Annotated in this window: 25 protein-coding genes; 11 read left to right on the top strand and 14 right to left on the bottom strand. The window is 63.8% G+C overall.

Annotation, left to right across the window (positions count from 1 at the left end):
- Positions 1-239 precede the first annotated feature (239 nt).
- From J8I29_RS13320 to J8I29_RS13290, 7 genes are all read left to right on the top strand, one after another.
- Positions 240-1,040, top strand: a complete 801-nt coding sequence (locus tag J8I29_RS13320; protein ID WP_209432011.1) for a 5-oxoprolinase subunit PxpA — start codon at positions 240-242, stop codon at positions 1,038-1,040.
- A 2-nt stretch (positions 1,041-1,042) separates the two neighbouring features.
- The gene (locus tag J8I29_RS13315) at positions 1,043-1,285 is read left to right on the top strand and encodes an acetyl-CoA carboxylase (protein ID WP_105860415.1); all 243 of its coding nucleotides are present in this window, start codon (positions 1,043-1,045) and stop codon (positions 1,283-1,285) included.
- Entirely contained in the window at positions 1,282-2,673 is a 1,392-nt protein-coding gene (locus J8I29_RS13310; RefSeq protein ID WP_209432010.1) for an acetyl-CoA carboxylase biotin carboxylase subunit, read from the top strand. Before J8I29_RS13315 ends, J8I29_RS13310 begins: the two co-directional genes overlap by 4 nt.
- The gene (locus tag J8I29_RS13305) at positions 2,670-3,545 is read left to right on the top strand and encodes an allophanate hydrolase subunit 1 (protein ID WP_209432009.1); all 876 of its coding nucleotides are present in this window, start codon (positions 2,670-2,672) and stop codon (positions 3,543-3,545) included. Before J8I29_RS13310 ends, J8I29_RS13305 begins: the two co-directional genes overlap by 4 nt.
- A complete protein-coding gene (locus J8I29_RS13300; RefSeq protein ID WP_209432008.1) occupies positions 3,535-4,512 on the top strand; it encodes a biotin-dependent carboxyltransferase family protein in 978 nt (325 codons plus the stop codon). Before J8I29_RS13305 ends, J8I29_RS13300 begins: the two co-directional genes overlap by 11 nt.
- Positions 4,513-4,620: 108 nt before the next feature.
- Positions 4,621-5,976, top strand: a complete 1,356-nt coding sequence (locus J8I29_RS13295) for an allantoin permease (RefSeq protein WP_105860411.1) — start codon at positions 4,621-4,623, stop codon at positions 5,974-5,976.
- A 299-nt stretch (positions 5,977-6,275) separates the two neighbouring features.
- Positions 6,276-6,788: a GNAT family acetyltransferase gene (locus J8I29_RS13290; protein ID WP_209432007.1), complete on the top strand. Its 513-nt coding sequence runs from the start codon at positions 6,276-6,278 to the stop codon at positions 6,786-6,788.
- 81 nt (positions 6,789-6,869) lie between these two features.
- Here the strand turns inward: J8I29_RS13290 and J8I29_RS13285 are convergent, their stop codons facing one another.
- Entirely contained in the window at positions 6,870-7,487 is a 618-nt protein-coding gene (locus J8I29_RS13285; RefSeq protein WP_209432188.1) for a YigZ family protein, read from the bottom strand.
- Between the two features lie 367 nt (positions 7,488-7,854).
- On the opposite strand from J8I29_RS13285, the gene J8I29_RS13280 reads away from it, so the two are divergent.
- Positions 7,855-8,649, top strand: a complete 795-nt coding sequence (locus tag J8I29_RS13280; protein WP_209432006.1) for a lytic transglycosylase domain-containing protein — start codon at positions 7,855-7,857, stop codon at positions 8,647-8,649.
- A 393-nt stretch (positions 8,650-9,042) separates the two neighbouring features.
- Here J8I29_RS13280 and J8I29_RS13275 read toward each other — a convergent pair whose 3' ends face one another.
- Entirely contained in the window at positions 9,043-9,648 is a 606-nt protein-coding gene (locus tag J8I29_RS13275; RefSeq protein ID WP_209432005.1) for a LysE family translocator, read from the bottom strand.
- Positions 9,649-9,748: 100 nt separating this feature from the next.
- On the opposite strand from J8I29_RS13275, the gene J8I29_RS13270 reads away from it, so the two are divergent.
- A complete protein-coding gene (locus J8I29_RS13270; RefSeq protein ID WP_209432004.1) occupies positions 9,749-11,107 on the top strand; it encodes a PLP-dependent aminotransferase family protein in 1,359 nt (452 codons plus the stop codon).
- 11 nt (positions 11,108-11,118) lie between these two features.
- On the opposite strand, the gene J8I29_RS13265 is transcribed toward J8I29_RS13270, so the two are convergent.
- The 4 genes from J8I29_RS13265 to J8I29_RS13255 form a co-directional block, all read right to left on the bottom strand.
- Positions 11,119-11,772, bottom strand: coding sequence for a glutaminyl-peptide cyclotransferase (locus J8I29_RS13265; RefSeq protein WP_105860406.1), 654 nt, complete (start codon positions 11,770-11,772; stop codon positions 11,119-11,121).
- A 39-nt stretch (positions 11,773-11,811) separates the two neighbouring features.
- Positions 11,812-13,026, bottom strand: coding sequence for a helix-turn-helix domain-containing protein (locus J8I29_RS13260; protein WP_209432003.1), 1,215 nt, complete (start codon positions 13,024-13,026; stop codon positions 11,812-11,814).
- 102 nt (positions 13,027-13,128) lie between these two features.
- Positions 13,129-13,251 (bottom strand): hypothetical protein, encoded by a 123-nt coding sequence (locus J8I29_RS30295; protein ID WP_280870408.1) that lies wholly within the window; start codon positions 13,249-13,251, stop codon positions 13,129-13,131.
- Between the two features lie 521 nt (positions 13,252-13,772).
- Positions 13,773-14,000, bottom strand: coding sequence for a hypothetical protein (locus J8I29_RS13255; protein WP_209432002.1), 228 nt, complete (start codon positions 13,998-14,000; stop codon positions 13,773-13,775).
- 161 nt (positions 14,001-14,161) lie between these two features.
- Here J8I29_RS13255 and J8I29_RS13250 point away from each other — a divergent pair, with 161 nt between their 5' ends.
- A complete protein-coding gene (locus J8I29_RS13250) occupies positions 14,162-14,752 on the top strand; it encodes a hypothetical protein (RefSeq protein WP_209432001.1) in 591 nt (196 codons plus the stop codon).
- 61 nt (positions 14,753-14,813) lie between these two features.
- Here J8I29_RS13250 and J8I29_RS13245 read toward each other — a convergent pair whose 3' ends face one another.
- The gene (locus tag J8I29_RS13245) at positions 14,814-15,149 is read right to left on the bottom strand and encodes a DUF883 family protein (protein ID WP_209432000.1); all 336 of its coding nucleotides are present in this window, start codon (positions 15,147-15,149) and stop codon (positions 14,814-14,816) included.
- 234 nt (positions 15,150-15,383) lie between these two features.
- On the bottom strand, positions 15,384-16,136 hold the full coding sequence (locus J8I29_RS13240; RefSeq protein WP_209431999.1) for a response regulator transcription factor: 753 nt from the start codon (positions 16,134-16,136) through the stop codon (positions 15,384-15,386).
- A 399-nt stretch (positions 16,137-16,535) separates the two neighbouring features.
- On the opposite strand from J8I29_RS13240, the gene J8I29_RS13235 reads away from it, so the two are divergent.
- Entirely contained in the window at positions 16,536-16,955 is a 420-nt protein-coding gene (locus tag J8I29_RS13235; protein ID WP_105860401.1) for a DUF1236 domain-containing protein, read from the top strand.
- 449 nt (positions 16,956-17,404) lie between these two features.
- On the opposite strand, the gene J8I29_RS13230 is transcribed toward J8I29_RS13235, so the two are convergent.
- The 6 genes from J8I29_RS13230 to J8I29_RS13205 all read right to left on the bottom strand — a co-directional run bounded on the left by J8I29_RS13230 (position 17,405) and on the right by J8I29_RS13205 (position 24,670).
- A complete protein-coding gene (locus J8I29_RS13230) occupies positions 17,405-18,283 on the bottom strand; it encodes an SMP-30/gluconolactonase/LRE family protein (protein ID WP_209431998.1) in 879 nt (292 codons plus the stop codon).
- 64 nt (positions 18,284-18,347) lie between these two features.
- Entirely contained in the window at positions 18,348-19,274 is a 927-nt protein-coding gene (locus tag J8I29_RS13225) for a 3-keto-5-aminohexanoate cleavage protein (RefSeq protein WP_209431997.1), read from the bottom strand.
- Positions 19,275-19,283: 9 nt separating this feature from the next.
- Complete coding sequence (locus J8I29_RS13220) at positions 19,284-20,228, bottom strand: 3-hydroxyacyl-CoA dehydrogenase (protein WP_209431996.1); 945 nt, start codon at positions 20,226-20,228, stop codon at positions 19,284-19,286.
- Positions 20,229-20,257: 29 nt separating this feature from the next.
- Positions 20,258-21,037 carry an SDR family oxidoreductase gene (locus J8I29_RS13215; protein ID WP_209431995.1) on the bottom strand — a complete coding sequence of 260 codons (780 nt, stop codon included), beginning with the start codon at positions 21,035-21,037 and terminating at the stop codon, positions 20,258-20,260.
- Positions 21,038-21,062: 25 nt separating this feature from the next.
- Complete coding sequence (locus tag J8I29_RS13210; protein ID WP_245196963.1) at positions 21,063-23,123, bottom strand: ABC transporter permease; 2,061 nt, start codon at positions 23,121-23,123, stop codon at positions 21,063-21,065.
- The gene (locus J8I29_RS13205; RefSeq protein WP_209431994.1) at positions 23,120-24,670 is read right to left on the bottom strand and encodes a sugar ABC transporter ATP-binding protein; all 1,551 of its coding nucleotides are present in this window, start codon (positions 24,668-24,670) and stop codon (positions 23,120-23,122) included. The genes J8I29_RS13210 and J8I29_RS13205 overlap by 4 nt, the downstream gene beginning before the upstream one ends.
- Positions 24,671-24,785: the final 115 nt, after the last annotated feature.

Raw genomic sequence — 24,785 nt, 5'->3', positions numbered from 1 at the left:
TTTGAAAAATCGATAGAGAGCCCTTTGCAAAGCGGTCGACCTGCACACTTATCCACATGTCTGCTCAAAAATGGCCTCATGTTCTACAAATCCGAGCAAAACAGAGAAACTCCCCGTTTCTGAAAATCAGATATCAGGCATCTAAATATAGAATTTTTCAATCAACTCATCTCGCCTTAACGTCACAGCAAGACCGGCAGCATGCCGGCGCAGGATGAATCTCACAGAGGGAGGCTGGCTTGGCGCTGGCTGCGGTCGACATCAATTGCGACATGGGCGAAGGCTTCGGCCAATGGCGCCTCGCGGAGGCGGACGACACCGCCCTGATGGAGCTCATCAGTTCCGCCAACATAGCCACGGGCTTTCATGCGGGCGATCCCTCGCTGATGGACGCCACCGTCCGGCTGGCGGCCCAGCACGGCGTCGGCATCGGCGCCCATCCCGGCTATCGTGATCTCCAAGGCTTCGGTCGCCGCCGCATCGAGGGCGCGGCCGAAGAGATCGTCAACGATATCGTCTACCAGACCGGGGCGCTGCGGGAGTTCGCCCGGCGCCATGGCGCCAGCCTGCAGCATGTGAAGCCGCATGGTGCCCTCTATATGGAACTGGCGGCCAACGAGGACCTGTCGCGTTGCTTCGTCCATGCGATGCAGGCCACCGCCCCCAACGCCTTCATCTATTGCATGGATGTCTCGCTGACCCATCGCGTCGCCGTCGAAGCCGGCCAGCCGGTGATCCGTGAATTCTATGCCGATCGCGACTATGGCCGGTCGGGCTCGATCGTGTTCACCCGCCATACCGGGCGGCTGGATCCCGCCGCGATCGCCGACAAGGTGGTGCGCGCCTGCCGGGAACAGCGGGTGCGCACCGTCGAAGGCGACGACATCGACATCGCCTTCGACTCCATCTGCTTTCACTCCGATACGCCCGGCAGCCTTGCCATTGTCCGTGCCATGCGGGCGGCCCTGGTGGCCGAGGGCATCAAGATCATGCCGGCAAGCGAGCTGGCGAACCCGTCCAAAGCCATCACGAGGGGATGAGAATGGCAATTCTAGAGATCATGTCACCCTTGCCCGGGGTCTTCTACAGACGCCCCTCCCCTGACAGCCCGGCCTTCAAGGAAGATGGCGAGAGCGTCGCCGCAGCCGATGTCATCGGCCTTGTCGAGGTGATGAAATCCTTCCACGAGGTCCATGCCGGCATCGGCGGCGCCAATATCAAATTCCTCGTCGATGACGGCGACGCCGTGATGGCCGGCCAGGCTCTCGCCGAGGTGGAGGCATGAATATCCGCTCCGTTCTTATCGCCAATCGCGGCGAGATCGCCGTGCGCATCAATCGCGCGGCCAGGGCCTTGGGACTGCGCACGGTGCAGGTCTACAGCGCCGCGGACAAGGACTCCCTCGCCGTGCGGCTCGCCGATGAGGCGATCGAAATCGGGCCTCCGGCGGCAAAGAAATCCTATCTCGACATCGAGGCAGTGCTCGCTGCCGCCAAAGCGGCCAAGGTCGATGCCGTGCATCCGGGCTATGGCTTCCTCGCCGAGAATGCCGATTTCGCCAATGCCGTCGTAGCGGCGGGCATGAAATTCGTCGGTCCCGCAGGCTCCGCCATCCGCCTGCTCGGCGACAAGGTCGCCGCGCGCGCGGAAGCCGAGAAGGCGGGCGTGCCCACCGTGCCGGGCAGTGGCGGGCGCGTCTCGGACCTCGAAGAGGCCGAGGCAATCGTCGCGCACATCGGCTTTCCGGTGATGATCAAGGCCGCGGCCGGCGGTGGCGGGCGCGGCATCCGTGTCGCCGCCGATTGGGATTCGTTTCGCCGGCAGTTCCCCCAGGCCTCCGCCGAAGCGGCGGCGGCCTTCGGCGATGGCGGTCTCTATGTCGAGAAGGCCATCGAAAAGGCGCGCCATGTCGAGGTGCAGATCCTCGGCGACGGCAGGAACTTCGTGCATTGTTTCGAGCGCGAATGCTCGCTGCAGCGCCGGCGTCAGAAGGTGTGGGAGGAAGCTCCGGCCGTGGGCCTGTCGCCTGAGGTGCGTGAACGCTTGTGCCAGAGTGCCGTCGCTCTCGCCCGCTCGGTCGGCTATAGCGGCGCCGGCACGGTGGAATATCTCTATGACGAGGCCAGCCAGGACTTCTACTTCATCGAAGTCAACACGCGCATACAGGTCGAGCATCCGGTAACGGAGATGATCACCGGTCTGGACCTGGTCCAGGAAATGCTGCGCATCGCCGGCGGCGAGCCGCTCTCCATTCGCCAGGCGGACATCGCCGTCACCGGCCATGCCATCGAGTGCCGCATCAACGCCGAAGACCCGTTCAAGAACTTCATGCCCTGGCCGGGTGTGGTCACGGCACTGTCGGTCCCCAAGGCGAGTGACATCCGTTTCGACACCATGCTCTTCGAGGGCTATGCGGTGCCGCCCTTCTATGACTCCCTGTTGGCCAAGCTCGTCGTCCATGGCGAGACCCGCGCGGCCTGCCTGGCGACGCTCAGGCGGGCGCTGGCCGCCCTGAAGATCGAGGGCATCCCCACCACCATTCCCCTGCACGAGGCCCTGGCCGCCGACATCGATGTCGCAGCGGGGCGTTTCCACACACGCTTTCTCGAGGGCTGGCTGGAGAACCGTTTTGCGCCGCCGCCAGCCGAACCGGCGAAGGAGGCCGCCCGATGAAAAGCCGATATTCCTTTGGCGGCGACGAGCACCTGTTCGTCGAATGCGACGAGAGCATGTCGCTGGAGGCCTTCTTCAAGAGCCTGTCGATGACCCGCGCCATCAGGGAGGCCGGCATTGCCGGCGTCACCGAGATCTGCCCGGCCAATGCCTCCTTCCAGATCCGCTTCGATCCCGACCGCATCAAGCCGGACGACATCCTGGCCGAAGTGAAGGCCATCGAGACGGCCGCCGCGAAATCCGAGCCGGTGATCGGCACTCGCATCATCGAAATACCGGTGTTCTATCAGGATCCCTGGACGCATGAGACCCTGATGCGGTTTCGCGAGCGCCACCAGGACCCCGCGGCCACCGATCTCGAATATGCCGCCCGTATCAACGATCTCGCCTCGGTCGAGGATTTCGTCGCCGCCCATAGCGGCTCGCCCTGGTTCGTCTCGATGGTCGGCTTCGTCGCCGGCCTGCCCTTCATGTACCAGATGGTCGAGCGGCGGAGACAGCTCCAGGTCCCCAAATATCTCAGGCCCCGCACCGACACCCCGAAACTGACGGTCGGCCATGGCGGCTGTTTTTCCTGCATCTATTCGGTGCGCGGCGCCGGCGGCTACCAGATGTTCGGCATCACGCCGATGCCGATCTTCGATCCCGAGCAGAAGACCGGCTATCTCCGCGACTTCATGGTGTTTTTCCGGCCCGGCGACATCGTCAAGTTCAAGCCGATCGGGCGTGATGAACATGATGCGATCGCAGGCGACGTCGCCACCGGCCACTATGCGCCTGAGATGCACGAGGTCACCTTCGACCTCAGGGAATTCCAAAAGGACATCGATGGCTACAACGCCAAGCTGGAGGGCATGATCCATGGGCGTTAGGGTCCTCAATCCTGGCCTTTCCACCACTGTCCAGGATCTCGGCAGGCCGGGTTATTTCCATCTCGGCATCCCCGTGGGCGGGGCGATGGACCGGCTGGCCTTGCGTGCCGCCAATCTCCTGGTCGGTAATGACGAGGCAGACGCCTGCCTGGAGGCCGTGTTCCTCGGCCCCGAACTCGAATTCACCCGGGATGCGACGATCGCGGTCACCGGGGGCGAGATGCCGATCAAGATCGACGGGGTCGAACAGCCGTCCTGGACGGCCCTCCGCGTGAGGGCGGGCCAGACCCTCAGCTTCGGTTTCCTCAAGGCGGGCGCGCGCATCTATATCGCCATTGGCGGCGGCTTCGACGTTCCCCTGGCGCTCGGCAGCCGCTCGACCTATGTGATCGGCGCGCTCGGCGGCCATAAGGGGCGTGCCCTGGCCAAGGGCGACGAACTCGCCATCGGCGAAGCGGGCACCGCCAAGGAAGGGCGCAGCGTGCCCGAAGCCTTGCGCCGTCGTCCCGGCGCGCCCGCGCAGCTTCGGGTCCTGCCAGGCCTCTATTGGCACCGCATCCAGGAGCAGTCGGGACGCGCTTTCTTCGAGGACCAGTGGAAGGTCGCGCCGGAAGCCGACCGCATGGGCTATCGCTTCCGTGGCGGCCGCCCCCTGCACTTCGTCGAACGCGAGCCACCTTTCGGCGCGGGGTCGGATCCCTCCAACATCGTCGACAGCTGCTATCCCTATGGCTCGATCCAGGTGCCCAGCGGCACCGAGCCGATCATCCTGCACCGCGATGCCGTATCCGGCGGCGGCTATTTCATGCTGGGGACGGTGATCTCGGCCGACATGGACCTCATCGGCCAGATGCAGCCCAACACCCCGACGCAGTTCGTCGAAGTCGACATGGCCACGGCTCTGGCGGCGCGCGCCGAGCGCGCGGCGCTGCTGACCTCTATCCGGGCCGCACTGGCCTCGAACTAGATCCGCTCTGGTCGAAGCGGCCAAAAAAAGCCGCCGGCCCAAGAACAGCGTCAGAACGACACCATCCAAATACGACATCGGTCCAGAACCAATGAGAGGGGAACCATCATGGCAGGCACCATCGCGGCCGCCGAAGCCGATACGCTCGACTATTCCAACCGGGCGGTCCCGCCCGATGCCCGCATGCCCAGGATGGCCCTGACCATGGCCTGGTGGGCCGTGTGCAGCGCCGTGTTCTACATCGTCGTCGGCGCCGCCCTGGCTCTCGGCTTCGGTACCCGCAACGCCATCATCGGCATGGTGCTGTCGGTGATCGCCTATGGCCTGATCAACGCCGTGCTCAGCCGCTTTGCCATTCGCACCGGCCTGTCCGTCGCCCTGTTCTCGCGCGTGCTGTTCGGAAATGTCGGCGCGGGGCTGGCGACCCTGATCTTCTGCGCCACCGCCATCTACTATGCCGTGTTCGAAGGATCGGTCATCGCGGTCGGCATTCACACCATCTTTCCGTCCGTGTCCTACGCGATCGCAGCCCTGATCGTGGTGCTCTATTCGGTGCCGCTGATCTTCGGCAGCATCCAGACCTGGCTCGACAAGTTCAACGGCGTGCTGCTGCCCTTCTACATCCTCGGGCTGGTGGTCGCTGTCGGTCTGGCCGTGGCCGAATATGGCTATAGCGACAAATGGCTCAATCTCGGCCCGGCCGGCGGCCCGCCGGCGAATGGCTGGTGGTCGTGCTTCGTCTATTATATGGGCGTGTGGGTGCTGATGATGTTCACCTTCGACTATGCCCGTTTCGGCCGCGAGGAGGACGCGGGCTATCACGCCTTCTTCAATTTCGGCATGCCCTTCTATGTCATGGTGTTCCTGGTCAGCGGCCTGTTCGGCATGTTCATGATCGGCACCGTCCCCGATCTCGGTACGGTCAGCGAGGTGACCGTCCTGCTCGCCTTGCTGAAGCTGATGGGCGTCTGGGGCCTGCTTTTCGTCTGGGTCACGCAGACGCGCATCAACACGGCCAACTACTATCTCGCCGCCGTCAACATGGAAGCCCTGGTCCAGCTCTTCGGCAAGCTTCCTTTCGGGCGCATCGGCTGGGCCGTCGTCGTCGGCGTGATCGTTTATCTCCTAATGCTGGCCGATGTCTTTGCCTATCTGCTCCAGGCCCTCGCCTATCAGGGCATCTTCGTGGTGGCCTGGGTTGCCGTGGCGATGGCCCATATCCTCAGCGACCGCTACAGGCGCCTGGCCGGCGATACGATCGAATATCGCTCCAGCCACGTGCCCGCCTTCAACCCGCTCGGCCTGGTGGCCTGGTTCGCCGGAGCGGCCATCGGCATCGTCCTGCATCTGTTCGGCGGAGCCTATGCGGAACTGTCGGCGCCGGCGACCGCCGTGGCCGCGTTCTGTATCTACACGGTGGGCCTCACCTTCGCCCGCCGCTCCTGGTTCCTGGTCGCCGATTGAAGCGAGCGACCGCAAGGTTGCCGGCTGAGCAATCAGCCGGCAATTGCACGAGGGATCGGTTGCACCCGTTCGGGAACGATCGGAGCCGGTCGGCGTTGAATTGCAAGATGCGCACGTGTCAACCGGACCCGGCAGTAGAGGGAACAGGGATGGTTTTTCCGGTTTCCCGCCCTGACCAACGAAACGGTAGCCGAGCCCTTGTCCTGCCCGTGCGCATCGCCTTGGCTCGTGGCGACGGGGGCTGATTTCGGGGGGCTGGCAGCCGCCCGGCCTGATTGGCCAGATTTAGCAGGAGGCGCATGGAAGTCGTATCCCGGGTGGTTTTTACCGTAGCCAGCATCTGCCTGATGGTATTGGCAGGCGGTCTTGTCGCGATTGCCGGATTTCGGGTCTTTCATGCCGCTTATTACGACGGCCAGTTCGACAATACCCTGCTCGATTCAATCGGCTTTGTGGTGGTTGGCATCGCGGTCTTCGACGTCGCGCGCTATTTCCTCGAAGAGGAGGCGCTGCGTACCCGTGAAATGCGCAATGCCGTGGAGGCCCGCCGCAGTCTGACGAAGTTCATGTCGGCCATCGTGATCGCGGTTTTCCTCGAGGCTTTGGTGACGGTGTTCAAGGTCGCCAAGCAAAGCCCGGAGCAATTGCTCTATCCGGCACTCCTGCTGTTCGGCGGCACCGCCATGATCGTGGGCCTCGGCGTCTACCAAAAACTGTCCGTGGACGTCGAACGGGAAAGCCCGGCCGAACCCAGCAAGGAAAGGGGCGGAAGAGGGCGCAAGACCGGGGGGCGGGAGGCAGACCCGAGCTAAAGCGTTTTACGATTTGGCGATATCGCCAGAACCGCAAAGACGCGTTCAATTGAAGAGTGAGAGCAATGCAGCGTTTCCATCTCAACGCGCTTCGCTCCAGGAAGCTTCGTTTCGCTTCGGGATGGACATGACCGCGCGACCGCTCGTGACGTCGGCGACCATCTGCCGGACATCGGCCAAGTCCTGTTCGCGGATCGCGGCGACGAACTCGCTTCCCGTTGCGTTATAGCGCTGCGTCAGGATCTGCACCGCCTCGTGGGCCGACAGCCGGGCCTGCACCAGCGCAAGGTCGGCAAAGGCGCAACCGATGCGCACCTCGATCCGGGTGACGATCGGCAACTTCTCGGCAGCGCGGAGGCAGGCGGCTGCCGTGCCGCCGTAGGCGCGGATCAAGCCGCCGCTGCCAAGCAGGATGCCGCCGAACCAGCGTGTAACCACGACGGCGACGCCATCCAAGGCCTGGCCGTCGATCGCCTGCAGGATCGGCTTGCCCGCGGTTCCGCTTGGCTCGCCATCGTCGCTGAAGCGGTAGAGGGGGCCGACCCGCCAGGCCCAGCAATTGTGATTGGCCGCTACGTCGGAATGATTCCTGATGAAGGCCTTGGCAGCCTCCTCTCCCGACACGGGAGCGGCTGTCGCCAGAAAGCGACTTTTTTTGACCTCCTGTCTGAACGTCTCGATTCGCTGAAGACTGAACACATCCGGCATAGCTGCAACTTAGTACATTTTTCAGAAAAGTTGGCACGCATCTCCATCATAGGAAATATCGTCGGAACAAAGGGTTATGGAGAATTGCCAATGTCGGGGACTGGCGATTGATCGCGGTGGGACGATTTTTGCGTCAAGTCACCTTCTCCCTCGGCGAGGTCGCCCGCCGCAGAAGCGTGCGGAGGTGCAACTACGCTTGCCCAATTCTCATTCGGCGACGGCAGGCACAAGCTTCCTGCCTGCTTTGTAAACCCAAAATCGAAAGCATGATGTGGGCACCGTTCTGCATCGATTGACTTGATCCGGCGTCACTGCTGTAGTCGCCGGCAGCCTGGATGTTCTCAAAAAAGGGATTTGAATGAGCACGAGGATACATGTAGCGGCACTGGCCGGAGCGGTCTTGAGCCTGTTCCAGCTTTCAGGCGGAGCCCACGCTGCCCAATGCGGCAAGAATGCATCCGGCTATGAAGCATGGAAGCAGGAATTTGCCGCCGAGGCACGCGCCAAGGGCGTCGGCCAGGCCGGCATCGCCGCGCTGATGAGCACCCACTACGCCACAGCCACCATCAACGCCGACCGTGGGCTGAAGAGCTTCCGGCTGTCCCTGGACCAGTTCCTTGCCAAGCGCGGCGGCAACACGATCATCGCGCGCGGCCGCCAGCTCAAGAAATCCCAGGCCGCACTGTTTAGCAATATCGAGCGCCGCTACGGCGTGCCGCCCGGACCGCTGCTGGCGATCTGGGGCATGGAGTCGGGCTTTGGTGCCGTCAAGGGCAACCAGAACATGCTCTCCTCCGTGGCAACGCTCGCCTATGACTGCCGCCGGCCTGAATTCTTCACCGACCAGCTCTATGCCGCCCTCAAGCTGGTCGACAGCGGCCGCTTCACGGCGCAGACCCGCGGTTCCATGCATGGCGAAGTCGGCCAGACCCAGTTCATGCCCAAGACCGTGCTGCAATATGGCATCGGCAATCTCGATACGGCGGCAGGCGCCCTCGATTCGACCGCCAACTATCTGAAGGCCCATGGCTGGAGCGCCGGCCAGGGCTATCAGCCGGGCGAGCCGAATTTCGCGGCCATCCAGGCCTGGAATGCCGCCTCCGTCTATCAGCAGGCCATCGCTCATATCGGCCAGCGCATCGACGCTCAATAGAAAGACCTGCTGAGCGGTGGAAGACCGCAAGCTCTTCCACCCGGCCGCATCGGCCATTGGTCCCTTACGCCGTGGAGCGCGAGCTTCCACGGCGTTTTCTACTGGCGGACCGCGCTGCCGGAGGCGCGCAGCCGCTCGGTTTCAAGCCGCTGAAGATCGGGGTGACGCCGGCTATGGCGGCCGCTCAGGATGAGAGGCCCCGAAATGCCGCGATTACGCCATCACGGCGAAACAAATGGAAATCGCAGGTTAAGGCGACGCGAGCATGCTGACAGTTCCTTTCACCGGAACAAAAGCCGATGCTCGAAAGTGTGCTGCTTGCCTTGCTGTTCTCCTTCGTGACCTATTATCTCACCTTCGATCTCTAGAAAGAGGTCGCGATACGCTTGTCGATCAGTTGCCCGCTTCAGCCAGGATCGGATAGAGCGATGCGACCAGCGCCAGAGCCATCACCACATTGAAGATGCGCAATCGCACAGGTTCCGACAGGAAGCCGCGCAAAGCGGTCCCCACCGTCGCCCAAACCAGCAGGCAGGGGGCGTTGGCCAGAACGTAGATGGCCGCTACCATCAGGACATTGCCGAAGAAACCGTTGGCCGGCGTATAGGCGGCGATCGCGCCGATCGCCATGATCCACGCCTTTGGATTGACCCATTGAAAGGCTGCCGCCTGGAAAAAGCTCATCGGACGGTCTCGGCCACCGTCGGATTCCGGTCCACCTGCCCTGGCGATCTTCCAGGCAAGATAGAGAAGGTAGGCCGCGCCTCCATAGCGAAGCAGCGTGTGAAGGAGCGGGACGGCGGCGAACAGGCCGCCTATGCCGAACCCGGCCGCGAGGACCAGGACGCAGAAACCCAGATTGATGCCGAGGAGATGAGGCATTGTGGCCTTGAGGCCGTAATTGGCTCCGGAGGCCAGCAGCATCGTGTTGTTCGGACCGGGCGTGATCGATGTGACGAAGGCATAGAGGACAAAGGCGGTCGGCAGGTCGGATGTCATGGCAGGCCGTCGGTTCGGCGGGGAATTGACGGGATCATAGAGGCGTGACACTATTTTAGAAGAAGCAATAGTGTCATGTGACACAATTAACGAGTTCGCCGTGAAGCTTGCATCCCCCTGGGCGCCACGCCTGGCGCCAGGCGACGAACCGCCATTCGAACGGCTTGCCGGGGCGCTTGCCGACGACATCGCCGCAGGCCTGATCGGCCCGGGCGACCGGCTGCCGGCCCATCGTGATCTCGCCTGGCGCCTCGGCATCGGAGTCGGCACCGTCACCAAGGCCTATGCCAGACTGGAGCAACGCGGTCTGGTGAGATCCCTCCACGGCCGGGGAATGTTCGTGGCAGGCACCTCGACGATGGGGACCGGGAGCATCGACCTCGGCATCAATGCCCCGCCGCAGATGCTGAGCGACAGACTGCTGCAGGCGACATTGGCGATACTGGCAAAACGCCTCGATGCCGAAACTTTCGGTGCTTATTCCCATCCTGCAGGACAACCGGAGCATCGCCGCCTGATGGCGCGCTGGCTGGCCGGACGGGGCGTCGACGCCGAGCCGGACCGCACATTGCTGACTCATGGTGCCCAGCACGCGCTCGCCATTGCGCTGACCATGGCCTGCCCGCCGGGAACCCGTCTGCTGACCGAGGCACTGACCTATCCAGGCGCCCTGTTGGTGGCGCGGCAGGCCGGTCTCGAGATAGTCGGCCTCGCCATGGACGAAGAGGGCCTTACGACCGATGCCCTGGCCGAGGCGCTCGGCGCCGATCATGGCCAGCGCCGGGTGCTCTATGTGACGCCGACCCTCCACAATCCGACGACCGCGACGATGAGCGCCGAACGCCGCCAGGCCGTGGCCCGCCTCTGCCATGCCCACGACGTCATCATCATCGAGGACGACGTCTACGGCATTTTCGCGCCGCCGGGCGTCCGCCCCCTAGCCTCCCTTGCGCCTGAACGCACCTTCCATGTCGCCGGTCTCTCCAAGGCCCTGAGCCCCGGGCTTCGCATGGGTGCGCTCGTCGTCCCGCCCGATTGCGTGGCCGAGGCGGAGGCGAGGCTGCAGGCGAGTTGCACCATGGCCTCGGCTCTCCAGGGCGAGATCATGAGGATATGGCTGACGGGCGGGACCGCCGAAGCCGTCGCCTCGTCGATCCGAGCTGATGCCGTCCGGCGCTCGGCGCTCGCCGCCGAACGCCTGCCCAAGCAGGCGGGGCTCAAGGTCAATGGCGGTTTTCATGCCTGGCTGCCTATGGCGACCGAGGCGGCGGACCGCTTCGTCGCCCGTGCAGCGCTGCGCGGGGTCGCCCTGATGCCGGCACGCGCAGCGATGGCCGATCCCTCAGCACCGGAAGGCGGGGTACGGATAAGCCTCGGCGCTCCTACGATCGCTCAGCTCGGCCAGGCGCTCGACATTCTCTCGGACCTGTTTCGGCCCGGCCGGCCGGTACTTGTCTGAGCACACGGGCGTTAGCTCCGAACGGGCTTCGCCTTGGCCGGCCGGCGGACGGCGCGGACCTTTCCGCTTTCGCCGCCGCCGCAGAAGAAACGGTCGCGCCCGTCGGATTCGAGCCCGGAGACGAACAGGCCGGCCGGCATCTCGATGCTGTCGAGGACCGTTCCGGTAACCGGGTCGACATGCCGCAATTCGCTCTCGTCGTTTTCCCAGGTGGCGTGCCAGAGCTCTCCATCCACCCAGGTCACACCGGTGACGAAGCGGTTGGATTCGATGGTGCGCAGCGTGGCTCCGGTCTCGGGATCGATCTGGTGAATCTTGCGGTCCTGATATTGGCCGACCCACAGAGCGCCTTCGGCCCAGGCCAGGCCCGAATCCTTGCCGCCTCCGGGTGCTGGAATGCTGGCGAGCACCGTACCGGTGGCCGGATCGATCTTCTGGATGCGATCCTCCGCAATCTGGAACAGGTGCTTGCCATCAAAGGCAGTGCCGGCATGTGCGGCGACGTCGAGGGACCTTACCGTTCTGCCGCTGTCCGGATCGAGCGCGTTCAGCTTGTCGCCGGAGGCAAACCAGACATTCTCGCCATCGTAGCTGACCCCGTGCACGGCTTCGACACCGGTGAAGGGGCCATATTCACGAAGGATTTCTGCAGATGTCCGTTTCATGCGGCATACCCTATCCTTGGTCCATGAGAGTCTTTAGCTTCATGGCAGCGGCGGCGGGAGTAACAAGGTTGTCGCGAAACTCGGCACCGGTGGCGTTACCCAGCGCCGTGCCCTCCCCCGCCCGAAGAACTGCACTTTGGCAGCGAAGGCGAGTTCGTCCAGAGCCCGCTGCACGGTACGCTGACTGGCCCCGAGTGCAAGCGCCAGAGCCGAACTGGACCAGGCTTCGCCATCGGAGAGAAATGCCAGCACCGCCGCATATTTCTCCTCGACCGGGCGGGCCAGCACCAGGACCTCGCCGGCGCGCCTCGGCACCAGCAGGAAGCCGCGGCTGGTCGCGTCGACGGTAGCCAGTCCCCGCAGCGTGGCGCGCAGGCGGCCCATCTCGACCCGCAAGCGGGCACGATGGGACTCGTCGGCCGACTTGGCTCCGAAGGCACGCGCCACCAGTTCGTCTCGCGACATATCGCCTGGCCAGACCTCGCCAAGGGCCCTGACGAGGGCAAACAGCACCGGCCGCCGGGCGAGCGAAGCCTCTTTCTCCGCGTCGCGTACGATATGACGGCAAGCATCGATCACAAGGGCCTTCGACGTCTGCAAAGCCTCGACTTCTTCCAGCATTACCGGGCGTTCGCTGCCGCCCGCGACCAGGCGGGCGGCCGGCGTATCCAGGATCAGCGTGGCGCTTTCGACCTCCGCCGCCAGCGCCGGGATTCCAGACTGGCGCGCTGCCAGCCGGGCCCGCGTCAGTGCCGTACGGGCCTGTCGGATCCGCAGACGGCGCATGGCAATGCCGGCAACCACCAGGTCATGCGCCGTCCTCAAGGCCGGCGGCAGGGATGCGGGCTCGAAATCGGCAAGTTCTCCCTCGGCGGCGTCCAGGCGCCCGATCAGCAGCAGGCGCCGGGCTTCGAGATATCTGGCATGAGCGGCATTCACCCGGTCGCCGTGCTGTTCCAGCGTCGTGCGCGCTGCATGCAGGGCCTTGGCCGGCCAGCCGAGGTCACGCGAGACGAAAGCAATTTCGGCCTCGGCGACGACGCATCTTGCACGCGCCACGGCCTGCCTGACGCCGAAGGCGCGCGCCGCAGCTCGGATCAGGGCTCGGGCACGGTCGAGGTCACCGAGCTGCGCCATCGCGATGCCGCGCAGGGCCAAGGCCGGTGCATCGTCACGCAGCGCAACCCGGTTCAGGGCACCGAGCGGATCGCCGGCGGCAAGCGCACGGGCCGCGGCCGTCATCAGCGAGTCCATTCGAATCCCGCCAAACTTGTCACTCCCACCATCCGGTGATCCCGCACTAGCACAAACGCCAACGCGTATCGAGAATGCCGTGAGATCCGTCATGAGCCTCATTCACGCCGACAGGGCATGGGACGGCGTGCCAAATGCCAGTACCAAATGGTCCTCCCGGCTTGCCTTCACGGGCTGTCTGGGCCTCGCCTTGGCATTGGCCACGGCCGCCGCGACCTTTGGCATGCGCGCTCGCCATGGCCGGCATGGGCGAGACCCCGATGTCCGTCCCTCTCGCCGCGGCGCTGACCGTTCTGCTGGCCGGTGCCTGGCGGTTCTCGCCGTGGCAGACAATCAGCTCTTCTGCTGGCGCCACATGCCCGAAGCCGGAACCAACCGACCGGCGCCTGCGGCCTTTCCGGACGGGTTCGTGGTTAAGTACACGTTGCTGCCTGAACGCCGCCGGTCCGGCCGCTATCCTTCTGGCGGTCGGGGTGATGGACCTGCGCATCAAATGGCGGCCGCCACCGCCGCGTTACCTTCGAACGTCTTGCGCCAAACGGACCGCTCGCCGCGCGGCTGACTGGAAGCGTGGCAATCCTCGCCGCCCGGATCCTGATCGCCAGGGCACCTTGCGACTATAGCGTTTTGCGATTAGACGGAGTCACCTAGAATCGCAAAGACGCGTCAGAACAATGAGTTAGAGCAAATTAGCGTTCACGCTTGAACACGCTTTGCTCTAGGTGGACGCGTCGGCACTGGCATCGTCAGGTCCTGCGACGCGCGGTGAAGGCCGGAGGATCGCTGGCCGGGAACGACTCGTCGCTCGCTTCATCGACTGCGTCCCAAGGTTCGTCGGACTGGACTGCCCTGTCCCGGCGTCGGACGGCTGCTTTCAGCACCTCCACTTCCTGGCGCAATTGGTGATTTTCATCCAGCAGCTTGGCAATAGTGACCAGTCCTGCGAATGAAGCCAGAAAGCCAAGACCGCGCATAATGTCCTCCCCTTTCACGCCGCAGATCCTGCCCGAGTGCCACGGTCTCGATATCGAGCCGTCCTGGAGCAAAACGCATTGAGACGAAAACGCGTGTTTGCGATTCCGGTAATTCCGCCAAATCGCAAAACGCTATAGCGCTGAACCTGCGAACCGGGCGCATGGTTCCCGGCACTGTAAAGCTCGCTCCGCCGCGCTGCTCCACTTGGTCGCAGCAGGAAACCTTTGGCGGCCGACGCCGTTTTGCCCTCGACAAAGATCGAGGTGCCATTCTGATGCAAGCCTATGACGTACGCGCTCTTTTTTCGTTTGCCGACAGGGCCAGTCGGCTGAATGGCAGCGATTCATGGCTCGATCGCGACATCTGCCTCAGTCTTCGCTATCTCGACGGGCGCATGTTCGCCGACTGGCTGGTCGTCCTGCCCGACCATCGCCTATCGTCCGCTGATGGCTCGCATTGCGGCGAGCCCGATCCTTTGACAGCTTCCATCGACGCCGTCGAGAAACTCCGGCGCTGCCTGTTGCCCAGGAGCAGACTGAGCGTCAGGATGCTCGACGGCGGCTTGGAACAGTATCAGTGCCAGGTGCGGTTTGGTCCCGGCGTGGGTGAAGCTGGCAGTACAAGCGTCGCCAACTCCGAGGCGTGCGCCCGGCTGGCGGCTCTTCTGTACGCCTTTGCCAGTTCGACCCTGGGCTGGCCGAATGCTGCAGGCGAACCAGCCAGGCTGCGCTTTGCCTTGGTCGACAAGTGAGCGCACCCGGCTGGAAACCGCCTCGGAACACCGTGTCGGTGTCAGCGCCTGCTCGACAGAGCTAGCGCCGCTCATTCCCGAGCAGGTTTGCACCGACGAAGAGCCCAATTACGAATCCGACAACACCCGCCGAAGACAATATCGTCGCGGCCGTACCGGGATGTTCCCTCACCGCGTCGCTCACGGCGTGCGCCTGCTCGCGGGCTTGCTGGAAGGATGCTCTCGTCTGTCCCTTGGCCCGATCCACGGCCTCGGAGGCTGCTTCGCGTGTACGCTCCAACGTCTCGGCGCTGCGATCCGCGATCGATTTGCCGAGCGCACTGATTTCCTTCCGAAGGTCGGCAATCTGCTTTTCCAGTTCCTTGCGCACATCGTCCGGGGAGATCGAGTCGGCCATCATATTCTCCGTTCTGGTCATCCGTGAGGGTGATGGTGGATACCCTTCACCACACAGGGCCATAACGCCCGATGGCGGCGCCATGTTCCCGGCACGCCGCGACACATAAAAGGCTCGCCTAGGAGAGGCTCGACGTTTTGCGATTTGACGCGGTCGCCCGTGACCACCGGCTGTCGAAGCTGATGCCGAGGCAAGCAGGCATGAATGCGTGCTGCCTCAAGCTCCGCTGCGCGCTCAGTCGAACAGGTCCTTGGTCAGGATCGCCACCTCCGTACGATTGCGCGCCTTGATCTTACGCATGATGTTGCGGATGTGAATCTTCACCGTGCTCTCGCTCATATCGAGCTTGTAGGCGATGATCTTGTTGGACTCGCCGCGGCGCAAGCGATCGATGACGTCGAGCTGCCTCTGGGTGAGAGCCTGGCAGAGCGCCCCCTTGTCGGAAGCCGGCACAGGAGCAGCCTGTGCGGCCAGGAGGCTGGTGACGGGGACGAACCTCTCCCCCGCCTGAACCAGGCGGATGGCGGCAGCAGCCATGTCGAGATTGAAAGTCATGCCGACGAAGCCCTGAGCTCCCTGTTCGACAGCCCGGCGCACCAGAACGGCGTCCTCGGCATCGGAGAGTACGATGATCCGGCTGGCGGGAGCCTTGGCTTTCAATTTGGCGATGTCGTCGCAAATAGCCCGTTCCGTCGCCCTGTCCCCGGTTGCACACAGCAATATCGTCATCGGAACGGCAAGGTCCGCCGGATGCCATTCGTCAACCGAGGCATAGCCGTGCAAGGTGTAATTCAAATCGGGGGCGGCGAGGCAGCGTGCCAGGCAATCCCGGATCAGCGCGGCGGCGCTGATGAGGACGACCGGGATTGTCGCGACCCGGGCGGTGACGGCGAGAGCCTCCAGGCGCTGCGCCTCATTGCGCGGCGGTTTCGGAAAGCGATCGATGTCGACGCTACGATAGATGTGGGGAAGAGTTGCAGCGCCCATTACCATATTACCTTATATCAGACCGCCTTTATCGCCGGTCTCTAAAAATTCCTGAAGCCATAGAGGTAATTTTATGCGGAGGATGTGCGATTTCGCACATACGAAACAAGGGATCCGTCGTCTGCGCCATAGCGAATCCGAACGGCAATTGGGACACGGCCCGCCGATGTCAGAATAAGAATTATCTACCTATATATCTCAGTATATTCACAAATTATCGGCATATCGGAAGCATCACAGATTGATCACAAATGTGTCCTTAATGCGAACTCAGGGATAATTTGAAGGCAATTGCCGTAATTCCTATTTTCAGCAAACTACCGTGGAACAATTGCATCCATGGGTTGTTGTATCGCTCATATCTGGAGTGGGTACACTCGACAACCACGGAGAAAGGCCATGAAAAGCAGGGTAATGAACTTGGTTGGCATATCTTTGGTGGCGCTGTGGCTGCCGGCCGCTGCCCACGCGCAAGGCGTGATGGGTGGAGCCCAGGAAGGGGCGGAAAGCGGCAATGAGAAAGCTGGCCCGGTCGGCGGTATCGTCGGCGGCACGGTCGGCGCGGTGACAGGCGGTATCAACGGATTGCTTGGGATCGAGCAGCGCCCCCGCTTCCGTAAATATGTGATCGAGCGGCATATTCCTTCCTACCGTTATGAGGAGCCCCTCAATGTAGGCGTCGTCCTGCCCGAGGAAGGTGTCGAATATTACGACGTACCAGCGGCCTACGGAGAAGTCCGCTACAAATATACGGTCGTCAATGACGAGGTGGTGCTAGTCGATCCCGGTACCCGGCGGATCGTCCAGATCGTGGAATAGGACCCTGATCAGCGGATAGTTCGCGTTTTCACGCGAACTATCCGCGCACCCGTCCATGTAAGGGACTACCCGCTCTTCCGGCTGCAGCGATTTGCGGCCGGAAGAGACGGGGGTCCCGCTTACGGTACGAGGGGAGAGCGGATCGCGAGCTCTTCCTGACAAAGCAGCTTAGATCGATAAGATATTAGTGTAAGAATATTCAATAACCAATTGATATAAAATATTTTTTGCAAAATATCAAGAAGGGGTCCTTTTCTCACCTGAACGCCGAACGGACCACAGGTCCCGCGGAGTGGTTGGCCGGCGCGGCAGGGTGGGCGACCCATTCGGCCACTTGGCGGCACGAGATCATTCTCATCCTTAACTTCAGCCGGCGGCGGGGGCTCCGGCAATTCCTGCGATGGAAATTTCAGGAAGTACTCTGGTGCCTTGCCGTTTCTTTAGCTTTCTCATCCGCCGAAACGAGGCTCCGGAACGCCCCGGATGCCGAGATCATGGATTGCGAAGAGGCTTCCTCGCAGCACGCCATCACCGGGGAAGCGTGGCAGCGGGGGTTTTGCCATCGAAGTCACATAGAGCACATCGAGATCGGGCCCGCCGAACATCACGCTGGTCACCTTCTTGACGGGCATCTCGATCACCCGGTCGACGGAGCCGTCGGGGCGGTAGCGCACAAGTTTGCCGTCATAGACCAGGGCATTCCACAGGCAGCCCTCGGCGTCCACCGTCGAGCCGTCGGCCGCGCCGCCCCCCGAGCCGTCGACCTTGGCGAAGGTCCGCTTGTTCGACACGCTGCCCGTATCCTGGTCATAGTCATAGGCCGAGATTTCGCCGGACCAGGTGTCGGTGAAATAGAAGATGTTACCATCAGGGCTCCAGCATGGCCCGTTCGAGCAGATGATGCCGGAATCGAGCTTTGTCACCTTGAAATCGGTCGACAGGCTGTAGAGCGCCCCGTTCGGCCCCTCCTCCATCGTGTCCATGGAGCCGGCGACGAAGCGGCCGCGCTTGTCGACCTTGCCGTCATTGATGCGGTTGTTGGGCAGGTCCGGTTCGGGATCGTGGATGAGTTCGACGTTCCCCGTCTTGAAGTCGAGGAGGTGGAAGCCGCGCGCCAGCGAGACGACGGCGCCCGAGCCGTCCTTGCGCAACGCCATGGAGCCGATCTTCTGCGGCACGTCCCAAGCCCGAAGCTCCCGGCCGTCCGCGGTGGCGCGGAAGACGCGCCCGTCGAAACTGTCGATCCAGTAGAGGCGCTGCTGGTCGACATCCCAGAGCGGCCCCTCCCCCAAGGTGGTCTTCACATCCAGCAAGACTTCGATGCGCATGCTCGTTCCCTCTCCTTCAACCGTTCTTGTTTTCAGCCTCGCGGCTGCCGCCCTGAGCGAGGGCTCAAAAATTCACGGCATGGCCGCCTTTCAGGCCCAGCATTTCGCGGGCTTCGTCCGGTGTAGCCACGGCGAGGCCGAGCCCCTCGATGATCTGGCGGACCCTTGCGACCTGCTCCGCGTTAGAACGAGCGAGCACGCCGGGGCCGTTCCAGAGCGAATCCTCCAGCCCGACGCGGACATTGCCGCCCATCGCCGCCGCCATCGCCGCAATGTTGAACTGGTTGCGCCCGGCCCCGAGGACGGACCAGCGATACTGGTCGCCGAACAGGCGGTCGGCCGTGCGCTTCATATGCAGGACGTCGTCGGGGTAACCGCCTATGCCCCCCTGCAGGCCGAACACGGTCTGGATGAACAGCGGAGCCTTAACCAGGCCGCGATCGAAGAAATATTTGAGATTGTAGAGATGGGCCGTGTCGTAGCACTCGAACTCGAAGCGCGTGTCATTGCCGGCGCAGGTCGTGAGGATGTGCTCGATCTGTCCGAAAGTATTGCGGAAAATGATGTCCTTATTGGCCAGATAGGTGCGTTCCCATTCGTGCTTGAGATCGGTGAAGCGATCGAGCATGCCGAACAGGCCGAAATTCATGGAGCCGAGATTGAGCGAGGCGACTTCCGGCGCGAAGGTCGCCGCCGGCCGCACACGCTCCTCGATGCTCATGGTCGGGGCGCCGCCGGTGGTCAGGTTGATGACGCAGTTCGAACGCTGCTTGATCTGGGGCAGGAACCTGGCGAAGGCCTCCGGCGTCTGGTCCGGCTCGCCGGTCACCGGATTGCGGGCATGCAGGTGCACGATCGCCGCGCCGGCTTCGGCGGCGCCGACGGCCGCATCGGCGATCTCTTCCGGCGTCACCGGCAGATGCGGCGACATCGAGGGCGTGTGGATGGCGCCGGTTACGGCGCAGGTGATGATGACTTTATTGCGGGCCATGATGTCTTCTCACTTTCCGATGTCCTTGGCGGCCTTGCGCTTGTGGGCGAGCAAGGCCATCAGCCGGCGGTCGCGCCACATCTGGCGCTCACCGAGCTTGTCGCGCGGCAGAAGGGCGCTGCGCTCGGCTTCCACCCGCTCCATCACGGGGCCGGCCCAGTCGACGCGGTGCTGCACCGAGGGGAAGATGTTGGCGTAGATGCCCTGATAGCGCTCGGCGTAGTCGCGCACGCCACCGGGCGCGTTGAGGTCGATCGTCTCGAACGGCCCCATGAAGGACCAGCGCAAGGCCAACCCGTCGCGCAAGCCGACATCGATGTCCTCGACACTGGCGATATCGTCGGCCACCAGGCGGAACGCCTCTTCGAGCAGGGCGCCCTGCAGGCGGTTCATGATGAAGCCGTCGATCTCGCGCTTCATCACCAAAGGTGACTGGCCGCAGCTGCGCATGAAATCCGCCGCCTTGCCCATGGCTTCCTGCGAGGTCCAGGGCGAGGGACAGACCTCCACCGCCGGCACCAGATAGGGCGGATTGATGGGGTGGCAGACCAGCCCGCGCTGGCGGCCGGGAAGATGCTCCATGAAGGCGGAGGGCAGGATCGCCGAAGTCGAGCTCGCCAGCACCGCCTTGGCCGGCGCCAGCCTGTCGAGATCGGCGAACAAAGCGCGCTTCAGTTCGACCTGCTCGGGCGCATTCTCCTGGACATGATCGACGTCATCGAGCGCCGCGGCGAGATCGGCTTCGAGATGGATGCGAGCCCTGACCTCGACTGGTGCGGATCCGCCCAACAGATCGTTGTCAGCAAGATCCGGCAGCATCTCGTCGATGAAGGCCAAGGCCTTGGGCAAGGCATCGGCGTTCTTGTCCCAGAGCCTGACCTCGTGGCCGGCCCTGGCGAAGGTGATGGCCCAGGCACGGCCGATGAAACCGGATCCGATGATGGCTGTCTTCATGGGGTGCTCCCGTCCGAGAGGGTGTTCGCTCACAGGGATTCGACGTTGCCGTCGACGCCCAGGGACTGGCCGGAGATGTTGATCCCGGCGGGCGACAGCAGGAAGAGGACCATCGCCGCCACATCCTCAGGGCCCGTCATGCGGCGCAGCGAGATGCGATCGAGATACTGCTTTTCCATCGCCTGATAGGGCACGCCCACCTGCGCGGCGCGATCACGGATCACTCCCTCCATGCGCGGGCCCCGGATGATGCCGGGCAGGATGGCATTGACGCGGATGCCCGAGGGGCCGAGTTCCTTGGCCAGGCTCTGGGTGAAGCCGATCACCCCCCATTTGGCGGCCGAATAGGGGGTGCGATAGGCATAGCCGTAGCGCCCAGCCGCCGAGGACAGGTTGATGATGGCACCGTCGCCCGCCTGCTTCAGCAGCGGCACGCCATGATGCGTGCACAGGAACTGGCCGGTGAGGCAGACATCGATGGTGCGGCGCCAATCGGCGGGCGCGATCTCCTCGACCCCGCCGGTCGGTCCGGCAATGCCGGCATTGTTGATCAGAGCATCGAGGCCGCCGAGCCCGGCCTTCACCTCCTCGAACAGCCTGGCCACCGCCTCTTCGTCCGACACGTCGCACAGGCTCGCGCCATGTCCGGGATAAGCAGCCCTGAAATCGGCCAGGTGCTGCTCGGCGACATCGCACACATGCACCCTGGCGCCATTGTCGATCAGCAGGTCGGCGATGGCGCGGCCGATGCCGGAAGCTCCGGCGGTGATGAGAACCCGAAGCCCGGGCTTGAGGGCAATTCCAGCCATGGTATTTCCTTATAAAGTAATATGTTCAGGAACTTTTCTCGCGCAATGTGATAACGGCGCAGAGCACCACCACCCCATAGAGAATGGCGCGGGTCGCATAGGGTAGCGTGGTGCCGGCCAGCAGGGTCTGCAGGGCCGTCAGCAACAGCACGCCGCCGATCATGCCGATATAGCGCCCCCGCCCGCCGGTGATCAGCGTTCCGCCCACTACGGCAACCGCGATGGAGGGCAGGAGATAGTCATCGCCCATGCCCAGGCTCGCCTGACCGGAGAAGCCGGCGAGGAGGCAGCCTACGAGCGCCGCGCAGAAGCCCGACAGCATATAGACCTTAACGAGGGTCGCCCCGACGGGAACGCCCGAAAGCTCGGCGGCACGCACGCTGTTGCCGATGGCGTAGACACGCCGGCCGAAGGCCGTCCGGCCAAGCAGGATGGCAGCAAAGAGCACGAACAGGATGACGAGGGGCACGATCGGCGTCACCCCCATCACCTGGCCGGTCATGATCCAGCGCAGCCCCGGGGCCGAAAAACCGTCGGGCGTCCCGCCGGAATAGACGAGCGCGAAACCCTGCAGAATGCCGTTCATCGCCAAGGTCATCACGATCGGCGACAGGCCGAGGGCAACGATACCGAGACCGTTCAAAAGGCCGATAAACGTGCCGATCGCCAAAGCCAGCGGCAGGGCATAGAGCATGGCACTGTCCGATCCCTTCATCAGGCCGGCGCTGACGATGCCGCAAAAGGCGATCGTCCAAGGCAGGGAGAGATCGAGCCCGCCGGTGAGGATCACGCTCCCCTGCCCCAGCGCGAGAATGGCCAGGAAACTCGCCAGCACGATCAGGGAATTGTAGTAGCCCCAAGAGGCCAGCGTGCTGCCGAGTACGAACTGGCTGACGACGAGAACGATCGCAAAGCAGGCGAAGGCCGGCAGGACGGTGCGCAAATCTTCCTGGCGGCGGGTCCAGAAACCCGGCCGTGCCAATTGAGGCTGATCGGCCGGCAGCCGCAACCGCGTTTCCGAAAGGGACAACTGGCGCGGCAGACGCCCCTGGCGCCAGGCTGCCAGGCGCCGGCCGCTCAGGCGCAGGGTCGAGGCGAGCACCGACGTGCGGGTGATCGAAGCGCCGAGCACCGCCAGGATCAGGATGGTGCCCTCGACCACGGACGAATAGAAGGCCGGCACGTTGAGAACGAGCAGGATATTGACCACCATCATCAGCACATAGGCGCCGAAGATGGTGCCGACCGGCCCGCCGCGCCCGCCGCCGAGCAGCGTGCCGCCGACGACCACCGCCGCGAACATCTGCAGCAGCATGGGATTGCCGACCAGCGGATCACCCGAGCCGGTCTGCGCGCTGATGAACACGCCGGCCAGCCCGTAGAGCCCGCCGGCGAGGACATAGACGAAGAATTCGCATAGGCGGGTATTGAGGCCGGCGGCGCGTGCCGCATCCCGGTCGGAGCCGACGGCATAGATCGCCTTGCCGAAGACCGTGTTCTTGAGGAGGAGCCAGCCCAGCACCAGAAGGACGAGCATGAGAACCGGGCCAGGCAGCCATTCGGGGATCGCGTCGGCGGTGAAGAAGGCGCTGAACCCGGCGGGAAGCTGCCCACCCGGCTTGTCCATGACCAGCAGCGTCACGCCCTGCAGGATGAACATGGTCGCGAGCGTCACCACGATCGGCTGCAAGCGCAGAAAGGCGATGAAAAAGCCGTTGAAGGCGCCTGCCGCCGCCCCGATGGCGATGCCGGCGCAAGACCACAGGAGGATGCTGGAAGGATCGTCCTGCATGTGGCTTGCCAGCGTGACGTTGACCAGCGAAATCACGGCAGCGGCCGACAGGTCGAACCCGCCCGACAGGACCACGATGGTCTGGCCGATCGCGGCGGTCGCCAGCGTGGCCCCGCCGGTGGCGATGGTCGAGATGTCGTAATAATTGAGGGATCCGCTGACGAGGCGGATCAGGCCGAGACAGACCAGGAAGGCCGCAACGGCGATCAGCGTGCCCCGGTAGCGAGACCAGCGCAGGCCCACGCGCTTGAGTGGCGACGGCTTGAGGGACATATCGGCATGGGCCGCGCTCATGATGCCTCCTGGATGGTGGAAGCGCTGCCCAGCGTGGCGCGCAGAATGGCATCCTCGCAGATCGCGGGACCGGAGAGATCGGCCGCAACCCCGCCACGATAGAGCACGAGGACGCGATGGGCGAGATGGTCGAGTTCGGCGATCTCGGTGGAATGGAACAGGACGGCGCCGCCGGCGGCGGCATATTGCTGGATCAGCGCATAGATCTCGTGCTTGGTGCCGACATCGATGCCGCGGGTCGGATCGAACAACAGCAGCACGCGGCTTTGCGCGAACAGCCATTTGGCGATGGCGATCTTTTGCTGGTTGCCGCCGGAGAAGGATTTCACGCTGGTCCACAAAGCGCGCATCTGCACGTTGAGCCGGCCGAAGACCCGGGCGACATCCCTCTCCTCGCTGTCTTCATCGATCAGGCCGAACCTGGTATAGCGCTCGACCACCGGCAGGGAGACGTTGCGCTGCCCATCGAGCTTGAGGAAGAGGGCCTCGGTCTTGCGGTCCTCGGGGACCAGGCTGATGCCGATACGCGCCTCGATGGCATCGCGCGGGGAGGTCAGCGTCACCGGCTGCCCATCGATGCGGATCTCACCGCGATATTCCTCCATGCCGAACAGGGCGGAGAAAAGTTCGAGCTGACCCATGCCCTGGAGGCCGGCGACGCCGAGAATCTCGCCCGCGCGCAGATCGAAGCCGACGCGCTCGAGCCTCTTATGCGTGCCGAGGCCATTTACCGACAGCACGGGATCACCGGTCAGCGAAGGCACCGGCGGCTTGGGTGGGAAGGAGCGGCCCAGCTCCCTGCCGGCGATCATGCCGATCAGGTCTTCGTCGGCCACATCGGCAAGGCTGGCGGTGGCGATGTGCCTGCCGCCACGCAGGACCGTGACCCGATCGCAAAAGGCCCTCACCTCCGCCATGCGGTGGGAAATGAAGACGACCGTCACACCATCGCGCTTCAGGCCGTCGATCAGCCCGCCCAGCCAATCGATGTCGCGGCCGGACAGGGTGGAGGTCGGCTCGTCGAGAAGGAGGATGCTGGGGCGGCGGAACAAAGCGCGCGCGATCTCGATCTTCTGGCGCAGATTGAGATCGAGATCGCGCAGATCGGTGTCGAGGTCGATCGCCGCCAGGCCGAGCGCGTCCAGATGATCGGCCACCTGCCGGCGCGCCTCGGAGCGGCGGATCTGGCCGAGCAGAGTTGGTGGGTAAGGCAGCAGCATGTTGTCGAGCACCGTCAGGTCCTTGACGATGGTCAACTCCTGGAAGGCCGTCTGGATGCCGAGCCGATGGGCCGCACGCGGGCTGGCGAGCACGGCCTGCTGGCCGAAGATTTCGAAATGCCCTGCGGTCGGCGTTATCAGGCCGGACAGCAGCTTGACGAGCGTCGACTTCCCCGCCCCGTTCTCACCCAGAAGCGCGTGGGTCTCGCCCGCCCGGATCTCGAAGGAGACGCCGTCGACGGCGATGGTCGGCCCGAAGGAACGACTGATGTCGCAGGCCGCGACAGCGGCTTTCGGCGAGGCTATCTGAACGGATGGGGATGACATAGGAAGCGGTCCGTGCAAATTGATGTCTTATCCATGAGGTCGCGCCGCCCCTCACCCTTACCCTCTCCCCGCAAGTGGCGGGGCGAGGGGGCTCAGGCGTTGCGATCCATCCTTT

The organism is Labrys sp. LIt4, from assembly GCF_017813775.1.
In the GTDB taxonomy this organism is placed as follows: domain Bacteria; phylum Pseudomonadota; class Alphaproteobacteria; order Rhizobiales; family Labraceae; genus Labrys; species Labrys okinawensis_A.
Note: the sequence above shows the minus strand (reverse complement) of the source record. Positions and strands in the feature narration are given on the sequence as shown.